Annotated in this window: 18 protein-coding genes; 12 read left to right on the forward strand and 6 right to left on the reverse strand. The window is 66.5% G+C overall.

Going from position 1 to position 15503, the window contains the following annotated elements:
• Positions 1–81: 81 nt before the first annotated feature.
• Together C5F75_RS28530 and C5F75_RS28535 are read left to right on the forward strand one after the other, a co-directional pair.
• Positions 82–1161 (forward strand): sensor histidine kinase, encoded by a 1080-nt coding sequence (locus C5F75_RS28530; RefSeq protein WP_060967196.1) that lies wholly within the window; start codon positions 82–84, stop codon positions 1159–1161.
• Between the two features lie 32 nt (positions 1162–1193).
• Positions 1194–2387: an MFS transporter gene (locus tag C5F75_RS28535; protein WP_104013100.1), complete on the forward strand. Its 1194-nt coding sequence runs from the start codon at positions 1194–1196 to the stop codon at positions 2385–2387.
• Between the two features lie 10 nt (positions 2388–2397).
• Here the strand turns inward: C5F75_RS28535 and C5F75_RS28540 are convergent, their stop codons facing one another.
• Positions 2398–2880 carry a cupin domain-containing protein gene (locus tag C5F75_RS28540; protein ID WP_104013101.1) on the reverse strand — a complete coding sequence of 161 codons (483 nt, stop codon included), beginning with the start codon at positions 2878–2880 and terminating at the stop codon, positions 2398–2400.
• 307 nt (positions 2881–3187) lie between these two features.
• On the opposite strand from C5F75_RS28540, the gene C5F75_RS28545 reads away from it, so the two are divergent.
• From C5F75_RS28545 to C5F75_RS28555, 3 genes are all read left to right on the forward strand, one after another.
• The gene (locus tag C5F75_RS28545; RefSeq protein ID WP_059639001.1) at positions 3188–3736 is read left to right on the forward strand and encodes an RNA polymerase sigma factor; all 549 of its coding nucleotides are present in this window, start codon (positions 3188–3190) and stop codon (positions 3734–3736) included.
• Complete coding sequence (locus C5F75_RS28550) at positions 3733–4626, forward strand: anti-sigma factor family protein (protein ID WP_104013102.1); 894 nt, start codon at positions 3733–3735, stop codon at positions 4624–4626. The genes C5F75_RS28545 and C5F75_RS28550 overlap by 4 nt, the downstream gene beginning before the upstream one ends.
• A gap of 306 nt (positions 4627–4932) precedes the next feature.
• Positions 4933–6396, forward strand: a complete 1464-nt coding sequence (locus C5F75_RS28555) for a catalase (protein ID WP_059639003.1) — start codon at positions 4933–4935, stop codon at positions 6394–6396.
• A gap of 119 nt (positions 6397–6515) precedes the next feature.
• Here the strand turns inward: C5F75_RS28555 and C5F75_RS28560 are convergent, their stop codons facing one another.
• Positions 6516–7421, reverse strand: a complete 906-nt coding sequence (locus tag C5F75_RS28560) for a ketopantoate reductase family protein (protein WP_104013103.1) — start codon at positions 7419–7421, stop codon at positions 6516–6518.
• Positions 7422–7675: 254 nt separating this feature from the next.
• Between C5F75_RS28560 and C5F75_RS28565 the strand changes: the two genes are divergently transcribed.
• Complete coding sequence (locus C5F75_RS28565; protein ID WP_104013104.1) at positions 7676–8968, forward strand: MFS transporter; 1293 nt, start codon at positions 7676–7678, stop codon at positions 8966–8968.
• A gap of 66 nt (positions 8969–9034) precedes the next feature.
• On the opposite strand, the gene C5F75_RS28570 is transcribed toward C5F75_RS28565, so the two are convergent.
• Positions 9035–9931, reverse strand: coding sequence for a LysR substrate-binding domain-containing protein (locus tag C5F75_RS28570; RefSeq protein WP_059579224.1), 897 nt, complete (start codon positions 9929–9931; stop codon positions 9035–9037).
• 132 nt (positions 9932–10063) lie between these two features.
• Between C5F75_RS28570 and C5F75_RS28575 the strand changes: the two genes are divergently transcribed.
• On the forward strand, positions 10064–10696 hold the full coding sequence (locus C5F75_RS28575; RefSeq protein ID WP_059579222.1) for an FMN-dependent NADH-azoreductase: 633 nt from the start codon (positions 10064–10066) through the stop codon (positions 10694–10696).
• Here the strand turns inward: C5F75_RS28575 and C5F75_RS37700 are convergent.
• Entirely contained in the window at positions 10596–10805 is a 210-nt protein-coding gene (locus tag C5F75_RS37700; protein ID WP_407641365.1) for a hypothetical protein, read from the reverse strand. The two genes, C5F75_RS28575 and C5F75_RS37700, sit on opposite strands and share 101 nt — an antisense overlap.
• Before the next feature lie 46 nt (positions 10806–10851).
• The gene (locus C5F75_RS28580) at positions 10852–11469 is read right to left on the reverse strand and encodes a LysE family translocator (protein ID WP_059579219.1); all 618 of its coding nucleotides are present in this window, start codon (positions 11467–11469) and stop codon (positions 10852–10854) included.
• Positions 11470–11536: 67 nt separating this feature from the next.
• Between C5F75_RS28580 and C5F75_RS28585 the strand changes: the two genes are divergently transcribed.
• From C5F75_RS28585 to C5F75_RS28590, 3 genes are all read left to right on the forward strand, one after another.
• Entirely contained in the window at positions 11537–12460 is a 924-nt protein-coding gene (locus tag C5F75_RS28585; RefSeq protein ID WP_059579216.1) for a LysR family transcriptional regulator, read from the forward strand.
• Positions 12461–12662: 202 nt separating this feature from the next.
• Positions 12663–13019: a hypothetical protein gene (locus tag C5F75_RS36505; protein WP_146075227.1), complete on the forward strand. Its 357-nt coding sequence runs from the start codon at positions 12663–12665 to the stop codon at positions 13017–13019.
• Entirely contained in the window at positions 13000–13332 is a 333-nt protein-coding gene (locus C5F75_RS28590) for a cupin domain-containing protein (RefSeq protein ID WP_059579214.1), read from the forward strand. Before C5F75_RS36505 ends, C5F75_RS28590 begins: the two co-directional genes overlap by 20 nt.
• Before the next feature lie 174 nt (positions 13333–13506).
• On the opposite strand, the gene C5F75_RS28595 is transcribed toward C5F75_RS28590, so the two are convergent.
• Complete coding sequence (locus C5F75_RS28595) at positions 13507–13806, reverse strand: H-NS histone family protein (RefSeq protein ID WP_059579211.1); 300 nt, start codon at positions 13804–13806, stop codon at positions 13507–13509.
• Between the two features lie 226 nt (positions 13807–14032).
• On the opposite strand from C5F75_RS28595, the gene C5F75_RS28600 reads away from it, so the two are divergent.
• Both C5F75_RS28600 and C5F75_RS28610 read left to right on the forward strand, forming a co-directional pair.
• Positions 14033–14521: a RidA family protein gene (locus tag C5F75_RS28600; protein ID WP_059579208.1), complete on the forward strand. Its 489-nt coding sequence runs from the start codon at positions 14033–14035 to the stop codon at positions 14519–14521.
• 621 nt (positions 14522–15142) lie between these two features.
• On the forward strand, positions 15143–15394 hold the full coding sequence (locus tag C5F75_RS28610; RefSeq protein WP_059579205.1) for a hypothetical protein: 252 nt from the start codon (positions 15143–15145) through the stop codon (positions 15392–15394).
• Positions 15395–15503: the final 109 nt, after the last annotated feature.

A 15503-nucleotide genomic window follows, 5' to 3' on the forward strand; every position in this document is an offset into this window, starting at 1 on the left:
GCTTGTTTGATGGTGCGCGGCCCCGCTGCGTGTTTTCATCTGTCTCGTACCGTCCGCGGCGACGGCGACAGGAGAACCAAGATGGCGAACTTTCCGACTTTATCGTCAGAAGCCTTGTTTGAGTCCAGGCTCACGCGCGCGCTGCGCACCCTCGTCCGCACGATCTTCGCGCATGCGCGCGAGTTCGTCGTCTGGCCGGTGCGCTTCATGCTCGCAGCCGGTGTGCTGCTGGCTGCGGCGGCGATGTACGACGTGCGCGCGATGCTCGCGCGCGCGTGGCAGACGGCGGCGACGCACGAGCTGTTGATCGCCGCTGCATTCGCGGGCCTGGTGGCACTGGTCGCGGCGGTACTGGGGCTGAAGCTGCTCCGCCTGATGAGACTGGACGCGACCGTCGGCCGCCTGGCCGATGCGATCGGGGACAACGGCATCGAATCGCTGCCCGACACGTTGATCCAGCGCGGTGCGCCGTCGGTGGCGAAACTCGCGCGCGCGATCGACGGCGCGCACCGCCAGCACGCCGAGCGCATGACGGAATTGCTGCACGTGCTGGCTGCCTATGCGCATGACCTGCGTACGCCGCTCACCCGGTTGATGCTGCGCAGCGGGATGCTGGAGGACGGCGCGTTGCGCGACGCGATCGAGCGCGATCTGGCGGAGATGAATGAGCTCGTCGAGGCGAGCCTTGTGTGCGCACGGCTGCAATGCAGCGTGCCGGAGCCGCCGCGCCGCGTCGACGCCGATGCGCTGCTCGGTGCGCTGGTCGGCAACTATCGCGACGCCGGCCAGCGCATCGGCCTCGACGGACGCGTGGGCCTTCCGCTCGTGACCTTCCCGCATGCGCTGCGCCGTGTGCTCGTCAACCTGATCGACAACGCATTGCGTTATGGGGACGACGTTCGCGTATGCGTGCAGGTCGACGCGCGGCGCGTGATGCTGACGGTCGTGGATTCCGGGCCGGGCATCGTGCCGGCGGAACTCGAGGCGGTGTTCAAGCCGTGGTACCGCGCGCCGCAGACGGCCGCGCGTGCGCCGGGCTCGGGGCTCGGGCTCGCGATCGCGCGTCGGTTGACGCAGGCGATGCAGGGCGAACTGCAATTGAACAACCGCAGCACCGGCGGCCTCGAGGCGACAGTGACGCTGCCGCTTGCGGTCGCGTGAGCCGATACGGCATGTCGAAACGAACAGGGGGCGTGATGGCCGGTGCGGATACGATGTCCCCGCGCGTTGCGTCGTTCGTGCTGCTCGGCGCGCTGCTGACCGCGTGCGGATACGGCGCGACGTTCCTGCTGTCGATGCATTTCCGTTCGGCGGGCGGGGGCGAGATCGATACCGGCATCGCGCTCGTCCAGGCGCTGGTCGGTGCGCTGCTCGGCCTGCCGCTCGTCGCGTGGCTGGCCCGCTGGATCGGCACGGCTCGCACCACCGCGCTGGCCGCGCTCATCGTCGGCGCGGGCGTCGTCGGCTTCGCGCTGATCGGGCGCACCGGCTCGTTGAGCGCCGTGCCCGGGCTGCTCGTCGGAGTCGGCTGGGGCGGCTTCTACCTGGCCGCGCCGATGATGCTCGCCGAGCGCACCACCGATCACGAGCGCGAGCGCTGGTTCCTGCGGTTCGGGTCGTTCCAGATGGCCGGCGTCGGCGGCGGGCCGGCGGTTGCGGCGCTCGCGATACGCAACTGGCACTGGACGACCGGCACCGTGTTTTGCGCCGTCGGCGGCTTGTGCGCGATGGCCGCGCTGATGCTCGAGTATTTCGGCCGCCTGTCGCCGGCGTCGCCGCCGGCCGCACGGCCGGCGCGCGACCGGTGGGTTCGCGAGATGGCGGCGATTGTCCGCACGAACGCGATCTATCCGATCGCCATCATCGCGCTCGGCTCGAGCGTGTTCTCGGGGCTGATGACATTCCAGATGTCGATGGCGACGGAAACCGGCGTGAAGGCCGGAACGTTCTTCGGCCTGTATTCGGCGACGGTCGTCATCATTCGCTGGCTGCTCGGCGCGCTCGTGATCCGGATGCGCGTCGACGCGACCACGCAGATTCTCCTCGGCTTCATGATCCTGAGCGTCGCGGTGACGTTCGCGGTGCCGCACAACGCGCTGCTTCACTCGGCCAGCGCCGTGCTGCTCGGCACCGGCTACGGCCTGATCTATCCGATCGTGCAGGCGCAAGCCGTCAACAGCGCGCACACGCGGCACCGGCACGCGGTGCTCACGTGGTTCGTCGCGTCCTATTTCGTCGGCGTGTTCGGCTTCCCGGCGCTCGGCAGCCTGGTGCTGGTCAACCTGGGCCGGACGATGCTGCTCACGCTCATCGCCGCATGCGGATTGGCGGCGCTGATACTTTCCATCGTCGAACACCGGAAGCGGATGGCGCCGGCGGCGTGCTGAGCCCCGTGCGCTATCGCGCCGCTGCCGGAGGTTGCGAGGCGGAGGGGGCGGGTTTCGCGTCGTCGGGGTTGTACGTGGCGTAGAGCTTCGTATAGCCGGGCGTGTCGAAATGCCCGGTCCATCCCTTCGGCAGCGTGACCGCTTCGCCGGTCTTCACGACCATCACCGAACCGTCGGACGACGTCAGTTTCACGCTGCCGGACAGGAAGTACAGGAATTCGTTGTACGGCAGCCCCTGCGGACCGGCGATTTCCTCGTGCGAGGGCCCGGATCGGTACACGCCGGTCTGGAAGGCCGTGTCGGAGGACGTGAACGTCACGGCATCCGCGTCGTGCCCGGGAGCGGCATCCTGCTTCGCCGCGTCGCCGCGCGCGAAGATGGCGCCGGCCAGGTCGGAGGCCGACGCCTTGATCGGCTTGATGGTCTGCGCGCACGCTGCATTCGAGATCGCGATGCCGGTGAAGACCAGCGTGGCGAGTGCATGTCGGTACATCGGTAGTCTCTCCGTGGAAGTTGTCCTGGACGAACACGCGAAAGGGTGCTCGCCGTTGCAGCGCCATTCTCCTGGAAAAACCTGCGCGTGGGCGAGCCCGTGTCGGACGCGTGCCGACCGATTTGTATCGTATTGCGTACGTGCGCGGCATGGATACATCGCGATGCAGATGGAATATCCGGGCCGTCCAGCTGTTTACGGGCTGGAGGGGCGCTGCCCGGTCAATTTCGCCAACACCCATGCACACACGTCAGATACTGCAGTCGATCGAAGCCGGCCCGGCGCAACCGCGGGGGGCTCGACGTCGATGACCGCCGCCGAACTGTCCGCGATGCTCCCCGCAATGCTGCCGCGGCTGTGGATTTTCGCGCTGCGCCTCGCCGGCGATCGGCACGATGCCGAGGATCTCGTGCAGTGTGCGTGCGTGCGCGCACTCGAACGCGCCCATCAGTTGCAGCCGGAAACCGCGCCGCTCAGCTGGATGTTCTCCATCGTCCAGTCCACGTGGCTCAACGAGCTTCGCGCGCGCAGCGTGCGGCGGCGCGCGGGCATGGACTGGGACGATGAACTGCTGGAAACCGTGGCCGATCCCGCGGCGTCAACCTTCGAGCAGCAGGCGCTCGATGCACAGATCGTCCGGGCGGTGCAGCAGTTGCCGGAAGCGCAGCGCGTCGTCATGTTGCTGGTCGGCGTCGAGGGTTTCACGTACAGGGAAGCGGCCAACGTACTCGACGTACCGCTCGGCACGGTCATGAGCCGGTTGTCACGTGCACGCCAGGCGATCGGTGCGCTGTTCGGCGAGCAAGGCGCACCGCGTGCAACGCGCGCGGCGAATGCCGAAGACCAGGGGGCATGAAAATGGACGACATCCTGCTCATGGCATACGTGGATGGCGAACTTGCGCCGCATGAACGCGCCGAAGTCGACAGGGCGATCGAAACGTCGGCAGAGATCGCCGCGCGCGTTGCGTTGTTCGAAGCGTCGGTGTTGCCGTATCGGCGTGCGTTCGAGCGACAGCCGGTGCCGCCCGTGCCGCCGCGCCTCGTCCGCGAGGTCGACGGGCTCGCGCACGCGCATGCCGCGCCGGCGGCGCCGTTCGCGAACGCAGACGATCGGCGCGCCGCGGTGCCGGCCTCGCCGCCCGGGCGCCGCGGGCCGTCGCCGCGGCCCGGGCGCTCACGCGTGCGCGCGATGGTGCCGTGGCTCGCGGTGGCCTTCGTCGCCGGCGCGTTCAGTTGCGGCGCCATCCTGAGCTACGCCCCGGACACGGCTGTGCGCGGTGTCGCGGCACAGCGCGAATCCGTGACCGCGCAGGCGACGATGTCGCCATGGATCACGGCGGCCGTGAACTACCAGCAGCTTTACACGCGCGATACGGTGGCGTCCGACGCATCGAATCTCGCTGCCGTCGCGCGTACGGTCGACAGCATTCACCGTGTCGACGGGCTGCCGATCCGGATTCCGGACTTGCGCGCGGCCGGTCTGACGTTCAAGCGCATCCAGCGCCTGAACTTCAACCGCAAGCCGCTCGTGCAGATCGTCTATCTGCCGGAGAAGGGCCTGCCCGTCGCGCTGTGCGTGATGAAGGACGAACGACCCGATACCGCGCCCGGCCGTCGGCAGGTCGGCAACATGGACGTCGTGACCTGGCGCCGGGCCAGCCTGGCCTATGCGCTGATCGCGGCGTCCGGCGAGACGGACCTCGGCGCGCTCGGCGAGCGGATCGCCGACGATGAACGATCGTAAGCAACACGAATGGGCACGCCGAGGTTGCCGGCACCGCGATGTCGCGATGAGGCGATCCCGTGCGGCGCGCGACGATGCCGCTACGGCTTCACCGCATTGCGGGTGCGTGCCGGCATGGTCCGAACAGGCGTGACGGCGCGGCGCGTACAAACGGATACACGCCAGACAAATCCCGGATACATCGCCCGTTTCTAATCGATGCATGGATCGGCCGACGGCCGTCCTCACGACGCGCGATACCTGAACCCGTGGCGGGATGCGCGCGACCGACGAATCGAAACCGCAGACGGTTGGGGGAAACTGGACATGTCAGAGAATCGGGTTCCGCGCGAACTTGCGCATGCGAACGGCGCACCAGTCAGCAACAACGTGAACATCCAGACGGCCGGCCCGCGCGGCCCCGCGTTGCTGCAGGACGTCTGGCTGATCGAGAAGCTCGCGCACTTCGATCGCGAAGTGATCCCGGAGCGCCGGATGCATGCGAAGGGCGCCGGCGCATACGGCACCTTCACCGTGACGCACGACATTTCGCGGTATACGAAGGCGAAACTGTTCTCCGGGATCGGCAAGCAGACGCCGATGTTCGTCCGCTTCTCGACGGTGGCCGGCGAGCGCGGCGCGGCCGATGCGGAGCGCGACATCCGCGGCTTCGCGCTGAAGTTCTACACCGAGGAAGGGAATTGGGATATCGTCGGCAACAATACGCCGGTGTTCTTCTTTCGCGATCCGCTGCGCTTTCCCGATCTCAATCATGCCGTCAAGCGCGACCCGCGCACGGGCATGCGCAGCGCGGAAAACAACTGGGATTTCTGGACGCTGCTTCCCGAGGCGCTGCACCAGGTGACGATCGTCATGAGCGAGCGCGGCATTCCACGCTCGTACCGGCACATGCACGGCTTCGGCAGCCATACCTACAGCATGATCAATGCGTCGAACGAACGGACGTGGGTGAAATTCCACTACCGCTCGCAGCAAGGCATCGAGAACCTGACCGACGCGCAGGCCGAGGCGCTGATCGCGAAGGACCGCGAAACCCATCAGCGCGATCTGTACGACAGCATCGAGGCCGGCAATTTCCCGCGCTGGACGCTGTACATTCAGGTGATGACCGATGCGCAGGCGAAAGCGTTCCGGTTCAACCCGTTCGACCTGACCAAGGTATGGCCGAAGGCCGAATTTCCGCTGATCGAGGTCGGCGAATTCGAACTGAACCGCAATCCGGACAATTTCTTCGCCGAGACGGAGCAGGCCGCGTTCTCGCCCGCGAACGTCGTGCCGGGCATCGGCTATTCGCCCGACCGGATGTTGCAGGCGCGCCTCTTTTCCTACGGCGATGCGCAGCGATACCGGCTCGGCGTGAACTTCGCGCATATTCCGGTGAACGCGCCGAAGTGCCCGTTCCACAGCTACCACCGCGACGGCGCGATGCGCACCGACGGTAATCTCGGCGGCGCGCCCGCGTACTGGCCCAACAGCAGCGGCGCGTGGTCGGACCGGCCGCAACTGGACGAACCGCCGCTCGAACTCGACGGCGCGGCCGCGCACTGGGATCATCGCGTCGATGACGACCATTACCAGCAGCCCGGCGATTTGTTCCGGCTGATGGACGCACGGCAGCGGCAGCGTTTGTTCGACACCACCGCGCGGCAGATTGCCGGCGTGTCGCCGGCGGTGCGGCAGCGTCACATCGACAACTGCTCGCGGGCGGACCCGGCGTACGGTGCAGGCATCGCCGCCGCGCTCGAGCGATTGTTCGCCGAACGGGAATGACCGGCGGTATCCGGCGGTGCGCAACGGCAAACGCCGCGACCCGGTGACGAAGCGGGCAGACCGGGGAGCGGTGCGGCGAACCTGCACCGCGCAAGCGCGTTTGCATCGACCGCCGCCCGTCACGCGCGGGCGGCGGCCTTCGCTTCGAGCATCTTCACGAGCAGATGGAGCGTCCGGTTGACCGGCGTATCGATGCCCGCGGCCAGCCCGCGCCGCACGATCGCGCCATTCAGGTGGTCGATCTCGCACGGTTTGCCACGCGCGAGATCCTGCGCGGTGGACGAATACTGGCCGGCGGGAATCGTCGCTTCGATTTGCGCGACGATCTCCGCCGGCCCCTCGGTGAAATGGACGCCTTCGGCGGCCGCCACGGCGAGACACTCGGCGACGGTCGCGCCCATCGTCGCGCGCAGCGCGTCGCGATGGGGCATCTCGCCGAGCGGCAGATGCACGATCGCGGAAATTGCGTTGTACGCGCAATTCAGCATGAACTTGCGCCAGAGCGTCGCGCGCACGTCGTCGTCGATCCGGGTCGGAATGCCCGCTTCGCGCAGCACGTGCGCGAGCCGCTCGCTGGACGGCGACGCCTCGATCGCGAGATCGCCGCGGCCGTGGTGCAGCAAATAACCCGGGCCGGCCATCTCGCTCGCCACGTAGACGGCAGCCGAAATGACGGGGCGGTCGAGCTCGGCGCGCAGCAGCGCGGCGTTGTCCACGCCGTTCTGCAGACTGACCACGATCGCGTGCGGGGCCAGCACGTCGCGCAACGCGCGTGCCACGTCGGCCGTATCGCCGGACTTCACGCAGACGAGGACGACCTCGGCCGGTCGGGCCGCGTCGGTCTGGATCGATGCGTCGACCGGCACGCGCTGGTCGAACGTGCGCGTGTGCAGGCGCAGGCCGTGGGCGCGGATCGCGTCGACGTGAAGCGGCCGGCCAATGAACACGACATCGTGGCCGTGCAGCGCGAGCATGCCGCCGAAGTAGCAGCCGACCGCGCCGGCGCCGAGAACCGCAAACCGCATGATTGCTCCAGAGGGGAAACCGTCGACGTGTCATGCATGCGGTATCCGCATGTGACGGGCCGGGCCAACGGGCCCACCCATTGGTATAGAACACGCGAATCGCGCCAACTATTCCCGATGGGGCGGCGATCGATCTCGAACGGTGCGCCGAATCATCGCCACGCAATGGAATGACCGCTACTGCTCAGGTGTTGTTAGCCAGTAGCACGCCATCGGCGTCTCCCGCTTCCCCTTCCTCCGGACCTTTTCAGAAGATGAATTCCACCCATCCGCTTTCGCTTCCGGCCGTACCGAACCGCCCGCTGACCGGCAGCGATCACCGAACGCTCGTGCTCGCGGCGCTGGGCGGCGCGCTCGAGTTCTACGACTTCGTGATTTACGTGTTCTTCGCGGCCGTCATCGGCCAGCTGTTCTTTCCGCCGGCGATTCCCGACTGGCTGCGCCAGTTGCAGACCTTCGGCATTTTTGCCGCCGGCTATCTCGCGCGGCCGCTCGGCGGCGTGGTGCTGGCCCACTTCGGCGATCTCGTCGGCCGCAAGCGGATGTTCACGCTGAGCGTGATGCTGATGGCGCTGCCGACGCTCGCGATGGGCCTGCTGCCGACCTACGCGTCCCTCGGGATCGCCGCGCCCGTGCTGCTGCTGGTGTGCCGGCTGTTGCAGGGTGCGGCGGTGGGCGGCGAAGTGCCCGGCGCGTGGGTGTTCGTGGCCGAGCACGTGCCGCCGCGCCATGTCGGCTACGCGTGCGGGCTGCTCACGGGCGGCTTGACGCTCGGCATCCTGCTCGGCTCGCTGATCGCGTCCGCGATCAACCATCACTATTCGCCGGCCGCGATCGACGCGTATGCGTGGCGGCTGCCGTTCGTCGTCGGCGGGCTGTTCGGCGTGCTGTCGGCGCTGTTGCGGCGCTGGCTCGACGAAACGCCCGTATTCGTCGAAATGAAGCGGAACCGGGCGCTCGTCGCCGAGGCGCCGTTGAAGACGGTACTGCGCGACCACGGCCGCGCGGTGGCCGCGTCGATGATCCTCACCTGGACGCTCACCGCGGCGATCGTCGTCGTGATCCTAATGACGCCGACGCTCGTCGCCAAGCGCTTCCATATCACGCCCGCGCTCGCGCTGCAGGCCAATTCGGCCGCGACGTTCTGCCTGACGATCGGATGCGTCGTCGCCGGGTCGATCGCGGGGCGAATCGGCACGGCGCGCACGATCTTCGTCGGCTGCCTGTTGCTGGGTGCATCGTTCTGGTTGATGGCCGCGCGGCTCGCCGTCGATGCGTCGCTGCTGCTGCCGCTTTACGCGGCGTGCGGCTTCTTCGTCGGTGCGGTGGCGGCCATTCCGGTCGCGATGGTGCGCGCGTTTCCGCCGGCCGTACGCTTTTCCGGCATCTCGTTTTCGTACAACGTCGCGTATGCGCTGTTTGGCGGCCTCACGCCGGTGTTCGTGTCGTTGATGCTGAAAACGAATCCGCACGCGCCGGAATTGTACGTAGGCGTGCTCTGTGTCGCCGGCGCGCTGACGGGTTTCGCGTTGCGTCCCGCGCGGTAGCACCGCGGCCGCGCCACGCACGACGCGCGGCCTTCCGCATGTGCCGGCGCCGCGGCCCGTGGGCGTTCATGCAGGCGTGACACCGTGACGATGGCGACGCTTGCCGGCGCCCGTACGGGCCGCCGTCTCGTCCAGAATCGTCGCGGCGAATTCGACGGCCGCCGGCATCCGCGGGTCGTGCATCATCACGAATTCCATATCGGGCAGCCGCGGCAAGCCCTCGGGCGGCCCCAGTTCCCGCAGCGTGTCGTCGATCGCGCTGCGCGGCATCGGCGCGATCGCGATGCCGGCCCGTGCGAACGCCAGCACGCCGGCCACGCTCGGGCTTTCGCACGCGATCCGGTAGCGCATGCCGGCCAGCGCGAGCGCCTTGATCGCGGCGCCGCGGTATGGGCACGGATCGGGGAAGCACGCGAGCGGCACGTCGCCTTCCGGAAGCGGCTCGTGGCGCGCGAATGCCCAGGCGAGCGGCTCTTGCCACAACGTCGTGCCGTGGCCCGCGTGCGAGCAGCGGCTCCCGATCACGACATCGAATTCGCCGCGTGCGTGCCGGCGAAACAGGCTGTCGCCGATATCGACGGCGAGATCCAGCCGCAGGCCGCGCCGCGCGGCGCCATGGCGGCGCATCAGGTCGGGCAGCCAGCCGCCCGCGAAGTCCTCCGATACGCCGATCCTCAGCTTGACGTCGGCCGCTCGATCCGTTCCGAGCCTTGCCCGCGCTTCCTCGCTCAGGTTGAGCATCGCCCGCGCGTAGCCGAGCAGCGTTTCGCCATGCCCGGTCAGCGTGACGCTGCGCGTATTGCGCACGAGCAGCGCCTGGCCGACCTGTTCTTCGAGGCGAACGATCTGCGCGCTGACCGCGGACTGGCTGAGATTCAGCCGGCGCCCGGCGCCGGTGAAGCTGCGCACGTCGGCGACCGCGACGAAAGTATGAAGCAGCGCCGTGTCGAGGGGAGGATTCATTCATCACCCGTTTGGGTTAATTCGATCAATTAATATCGTTTCCAGATTATAGGCTCACCCGCTAGGCTGCGAAGCACGGTGGGCGAGCGCGCATGGGGCGCGCCGCCGTCACTCCTGACAAGGACCGGCTCCATGACACGCGTGCTCTATATCGAAGGCTCACCCAACAAGGCCTATTCGGCATCCATCGAGGTGTGCGATGCATTTCTCGATACCTACCGGCAGGCTCATCCCGATCACGAGATCCGGAAGCTCGACATCTGGGATCTGCCGATGCCCGAATTCGACGGGGCCGCGCTCGCCGCGAAATATGCGGGATTGAGCGGCACGGCGTTGACGCCGGAGCAGGCGGCCGCGTGGCGGCAGATCGAACGGCTCGCGGCGCCGTTCCACGACGCGGACAGGTTTTTGTTCGGCGTGCCGCTGTGGAATTTCAGCATTCCGTACAAGCTCAAGCATCTGATCGACGTGATCTCGCAGAAGGACGTGTTGTTCACGTTCGACGAAACGGGTTTTACCGGCAAGCTGGCCGGAAAAAAGGCGGCGGTGGTCTACGCGCGCGGGCTTGCCTATCAGTCGCCGGGGTCGTTTACGCCGGCCGCCGAGTTCGATCTGCAGCGCCCTTACATGGAAACGTGGCTCAAGTTCGTGGGCGTGACGGACATCACCGGGATCGTCGTCGAGCGCACGTTGTTCGGCCCGGACGGGAAGGTCGATCGGAGCCGGGCGATCGACGAAGCACGGGCGATCGCGCGTACGTTCTGAGGTTGCCGGCGCCGTGCATACGGGTGCCGTGCATACGGGCGCCGTGCACACGGGCGCCGTGCATACGGGCGTCGTGCATACGGGCGTCGTGCATACGAGCGCCGTGCATACGCGCGTCGGGCAATCGGCGCCGCGTATGCGCCGAGGGGCGAGCGTCAGCGCGCGCCACGTGCGATGGCGAGCGCGACGCCGAAGCCCACCAGCAGGCATCCGAACGTGCGGTCGATCCAGTGCCGCAGCGACAGCAGGCGATCGCGAACACGCGCGGCCGAGAAACAGATCGCCACGAGGCTGAACCAGCCGGCGTGTGCACCCGCGATGAATGCGCCGTAGCCGATCTGCACGATCAACGGCGTGTCGGGCCGGACGGCCTGCATGAACAGGCTGACGATGAATACCGTGGTTTTGGGGTTCAGCGCATTGGTCAGGAAGCCCGTGCGCAGCGCGGCGAGATCGGACAGCGGCGCGACGGCGGCGTCGGCTCGCGCATCGCCGGCTTTCGCCATGAGCATTCTTGCGCCGAGGTAGATCAGATAGATCGCGCCGATCAGCTTGACGGCATTGAAGAGCCACAGCGACTGACGGATCAGGAGCCCGACGCCCAGCAGCGTGTAGCTCACGTGGACGATCACGCCGAGCCCGATCCCGCATGCGGTGAGCACGCCGGCACGACGCGACAGCATCAGGCTGTTGCGCGTGACCATCGCGAAGTCCGGGCCGGGGCTGATGACGGCCAGCAGCGTAATGGTGACTACGACTATCAATTCGGTCATGGCGTCGCTCCCGCGATCGATGTCTTGGTGGCACAATCCTACCCACCATGATTCATCGGGAAAAACGATGATTTCTGACCGGAATGGTGAGTCTGAATCACAATCGATCCGTACCGGCCTGCCGTCGCTGATGGCGCTGCGTTGTTTCGAGGCGGCGGCGCGCCACGAGAATTTCACCCGCGCGGCCGACGAGCTGTGCCTGACCCACGGCGCGGTCAGCCGCGCGGTGCGTCTGCTCGAGGACGATCTGGGCGTGGCGCTGTTCGAGCGGCGCAGTCGTCGCGTGTTCCTGACCGAGGCGGGCCGCACGCTCGCCCAGGCCGTCCACGATGGCCTGGGCCTGATGCGTCACGCCGCCCACACGTTGCGCGCCGAGGCCGCCCGTACGCGGCGGTCGGTCCTGTCGTGCGAGCCGACGCTGCTGATGCGCTGGCTGATTCCGCGCTGGCCAGATTTCCAGGTGCGGCATGCAGGCGTCGACATCCATCTGGCCGCCGCGGGCGGGCCGTTCTCGTTCGACGGCGGTATCGACATGGCGATTCGTCGCAACGATTTCGCGTGGCCGGCGGCGTATCACGCCGAGCATCTGTTCGCCGAACGGGTGGGGCCGGTTTGCCGGCCGGACAAGGTCGGCGCGTGGTTTGCGTCGCGTCGCGGCGCCCGTGCGCTGAAGCACGACGCAGTGCTGCTGCATGCGCGGACGCGGCCGGACGCGTGGAATGCATGGGCGGTGGCCGCGAATCAGCCGGCCGCGGGCCGGCGCGGGCAGCGGTTCGATCACTTCTACTTCAGTTTGCAGGCGGCCGTCGCGGGGCTCGGGGTGGCGATCGGGCCGTGGCACCTGGTGCGCGACGATATCGAAAGCGGTGTACTGGTTGCCCCGATGGGATTTGTCGAGGATGGATCGGATTACTACCTGTTGACGCCGGCGCCGGTGGCGGACGGGAGTGCGCAGGCGGCGTTGCTGGGGTGGTTGAGGGGGATGGTCTGACGCGAGCCGCCGGGCGGGATTTCAAACGACCGGCGAAGACGCGTGCCCGGATGCGCGACGCGCCAATCGATGCCGGGCGCCGCGAGGGCCGGCATCGATTGGCGCCCGTATCGATATCGACGGCCCGGACAATATCGTCGCTGATCGAACAAACGCAACCGCGAATCGAAATAAAGAATGAATGTCGGGCCGATACTTGCTCATGCCGGCCAGCGAACGGAAAATGCGTCGATCGACACACGTTCGCAAGCCCGTTATTCGCGTGAACAGCCCAGGCCCGACGCTGCGCAGGCCGGCCGGATGTCGGCCCGCTTTAACCGAAATGGCCCGTGGTGACATGCACGTCGCTAAAAGAATGCCGGTGCGTGCTTTATCGCTGCAACGAATGAGCGCCGGTGAAATCGCCGTCATTCTTCATCTTTTTGACGCGGCTTTTAACGACATTCGTGCAAACCCGGGCGACGTCAGCGTGCAGCGGACATTGCCCGGCGCCTTTAAACCCGCATCCTTTACCCGACAGTCAACGACGAGGCGAAGCCATGCCACTTCAAACCGGTAATTTATTCAGCGTCGAAGGGCGGCGCGGCGGCGACGAGCGAATCGACATGCTCGTCACGGGCGCGCGCGTGAATGTCGAGCGAATCGTATCGATGGGGCACGCGAGCCCGGACGGATTCTGGTATGACGACGCGCGGGCCGAATGGGTCGTGCTGCTGTCCGGTGCGGCCGTGCTCGAATTCGAAGAAAATGCAACGCGGCTCGACATGCACGCCGGAGATTACGTGCTGATCGAGCCGCATTGCCGCCATCGTGTCGCGTGGACGCATGACGAAGTGCCAACCGTCTGGCTTGCCGTCTATTACGAACGCTGAAGAAAAGGATTGGCGTGCGGCACGCGCGGTCGATAGACCGGTGCGCGACACGCCGATCGGGCAAAAACCTCGTCTACCGGTGCGGCCTGGGAATACCGCCGGTATCGATGCCCCAATCAATGCCGCAATCGCCGGACAGCGCGTTCAATCGCGCGCCGGCACAGGGCGGGAATCTTATTCCTGGATCAGGAATCGATTGCGATTCTTCGCATCCTTGATCCATGCGGGCGCGCGACCGCGGCCCGACCAGGTCGCCCCGGTCTTCGGATCGCGATACTTCGCCTGCACGGGGGCGCCCGCCTGTTTGGACGGCCGACCGCGGCGCGTACCGAAAATGTCTTTTTCGGTAATGCCGTATTCCGCGACTTTGGTACGGATGTCGTCGACGATCGCCTGGAATTCCGCGACGCGCGCTGCTTCGGCTTTTTCGGCCAAAGCATCCATTTGGGCTTTCAGTTCCTTGTAAGTTGCCATATATCACTCTTCAGGTTGTGTCCATACATGATAGCGGTTTCAGCCCGAATGATGAAGAAAATTGCGCCGACTACGAATTCCATTGTCGATATGGCAATGCGCGACTGCTTCGAACACCTGAGAAGTGGTTCGATTGGATCGTTTGCGTCCGATCCTCTCATGCGGGACAAGCTTCTGAGACTCAATTATTCTTTATCTCTTTTCAGAAGGATTGGGGAATTCACTGATGAACAGGGATGACAGACTGAAACAGGTCGCCGCCGATTTCGGATTCGATCCGGACGAAACGATCCGCATTGGCGGAAAGTACACGCCGGTTCTGGTCGATGGCAGGACGGCCTACATTGCCGGCCAGATTCCGCGAATCGGGGAAGTCGTGCATTTCGTCGGTATCGTGGGCGAATCCGTTTCGCTGGACGACGGCCGCCGCGCGGCCGGTATCTCGGCGCTGCGTGCGCTGTCGCTGATCCGCAACCAGTGCGGCACGCTCGATGCGATCGCGACGGTGGCGCGCATGACCGTGTACGTGCGAAGCGCACCGGGCTTCACGATGCAAAGCGAAGTGGCCGACGGCGCGTCGGACGTGTTGTACGCGGTGCTCGGCGACGCCGGTGTCCATACGCGCTCGTCGGTCGGCGTGCTGCAATTGCCGAAGGGCGCGGCGGTCGAAGCCGATTTCATCTTCGGGCTGAATCGCGGCGCCGCTGCCGGTTGATCCGGAGTGGCCGGGCCGACGGAACGAGCCGCTTCGCGGCGATCATCCACCCTTCGCGCTCGGCAACCGTCTTCGAATACGAACAGGGTTGACGGCGCAGCGGCGAACCGGTGTTCCCAGGTTGCTTCGGTGAACACACCATCGGACGTCGCCGCGAGATCGGCGTTGTCGCCGGAGATCGCGGCGCAACTGCTGGTCGGCACTTGCCGGCGCCCCATTCGTCAGATGTGAAACCCGCGCGATTCGCCGCAACGCGCGCCATCGTGTTGCCGGGAAACGATCCGTCGCGCCGTGACGCACGCGCCGTCTTCCACCGTTTTTCCACCCCGTCATTTCCGGAAGCCGTTCCCGGCCCATATCGGCCGGCATCCCCACTTTTGGGGATGCCGGCGCCGAGCGGTACGCCTACGATGCTCAACAAGGCACCGGAGACCGGATATCACCAGAACAATCGAGCAGGCCTGCCGTTTCGCGTCGATCGCCGTGAGCGTCCGCACGGTCGATCGACACGGTTGCCGCGTACGCCGATGCGCAACGTGTTTCGTGCGTGGTTGGCGCCGCGGGCGATCTCGCGTGGATGGCGGAAGGCCTGATGTCGCATTTCGGGGAATTTCAATCACTATGCTCGCACGAGACTATGTGGAACGAGAGCTCTCTCACATCCAGAGAATGGTGGCGCTGCTGGACAGCGAGCCGAACGTCGGCGACGTGTCGATGTCGGGCCCGGGTCGCGTCAGGCATCCGCGCTACTGGCGCGGGCGTATCGAGGAACTGCTGTCGACGCCCAACGTGCCGCGTCACGTCAGAAAGCTGAGCGAAGCCGTGCTCGCGAAGATCGACGCGATGGAAGCACGCTTCGCGGCGATGAAGTAAGTACATGGTCGGGCCGGGCGGCGAAACGCGTTCCATCGCGTGGGCTGCGTCGTTTCACCCGGGCGCCGCCCGCCATCCCGCGCCGCGCGGGCCGCCTGCGTCAACATGG

This window comes from Burkholderia anthinoferrum, from assembly GCF_002925705.1.
Taxonomy (GTDB): Bacteria; Pseudomonadota; Gammaproteobacteria; order Burkholderiales; family Burkholderiaceae; genus Burkholderia; species Burkholderia semiarida.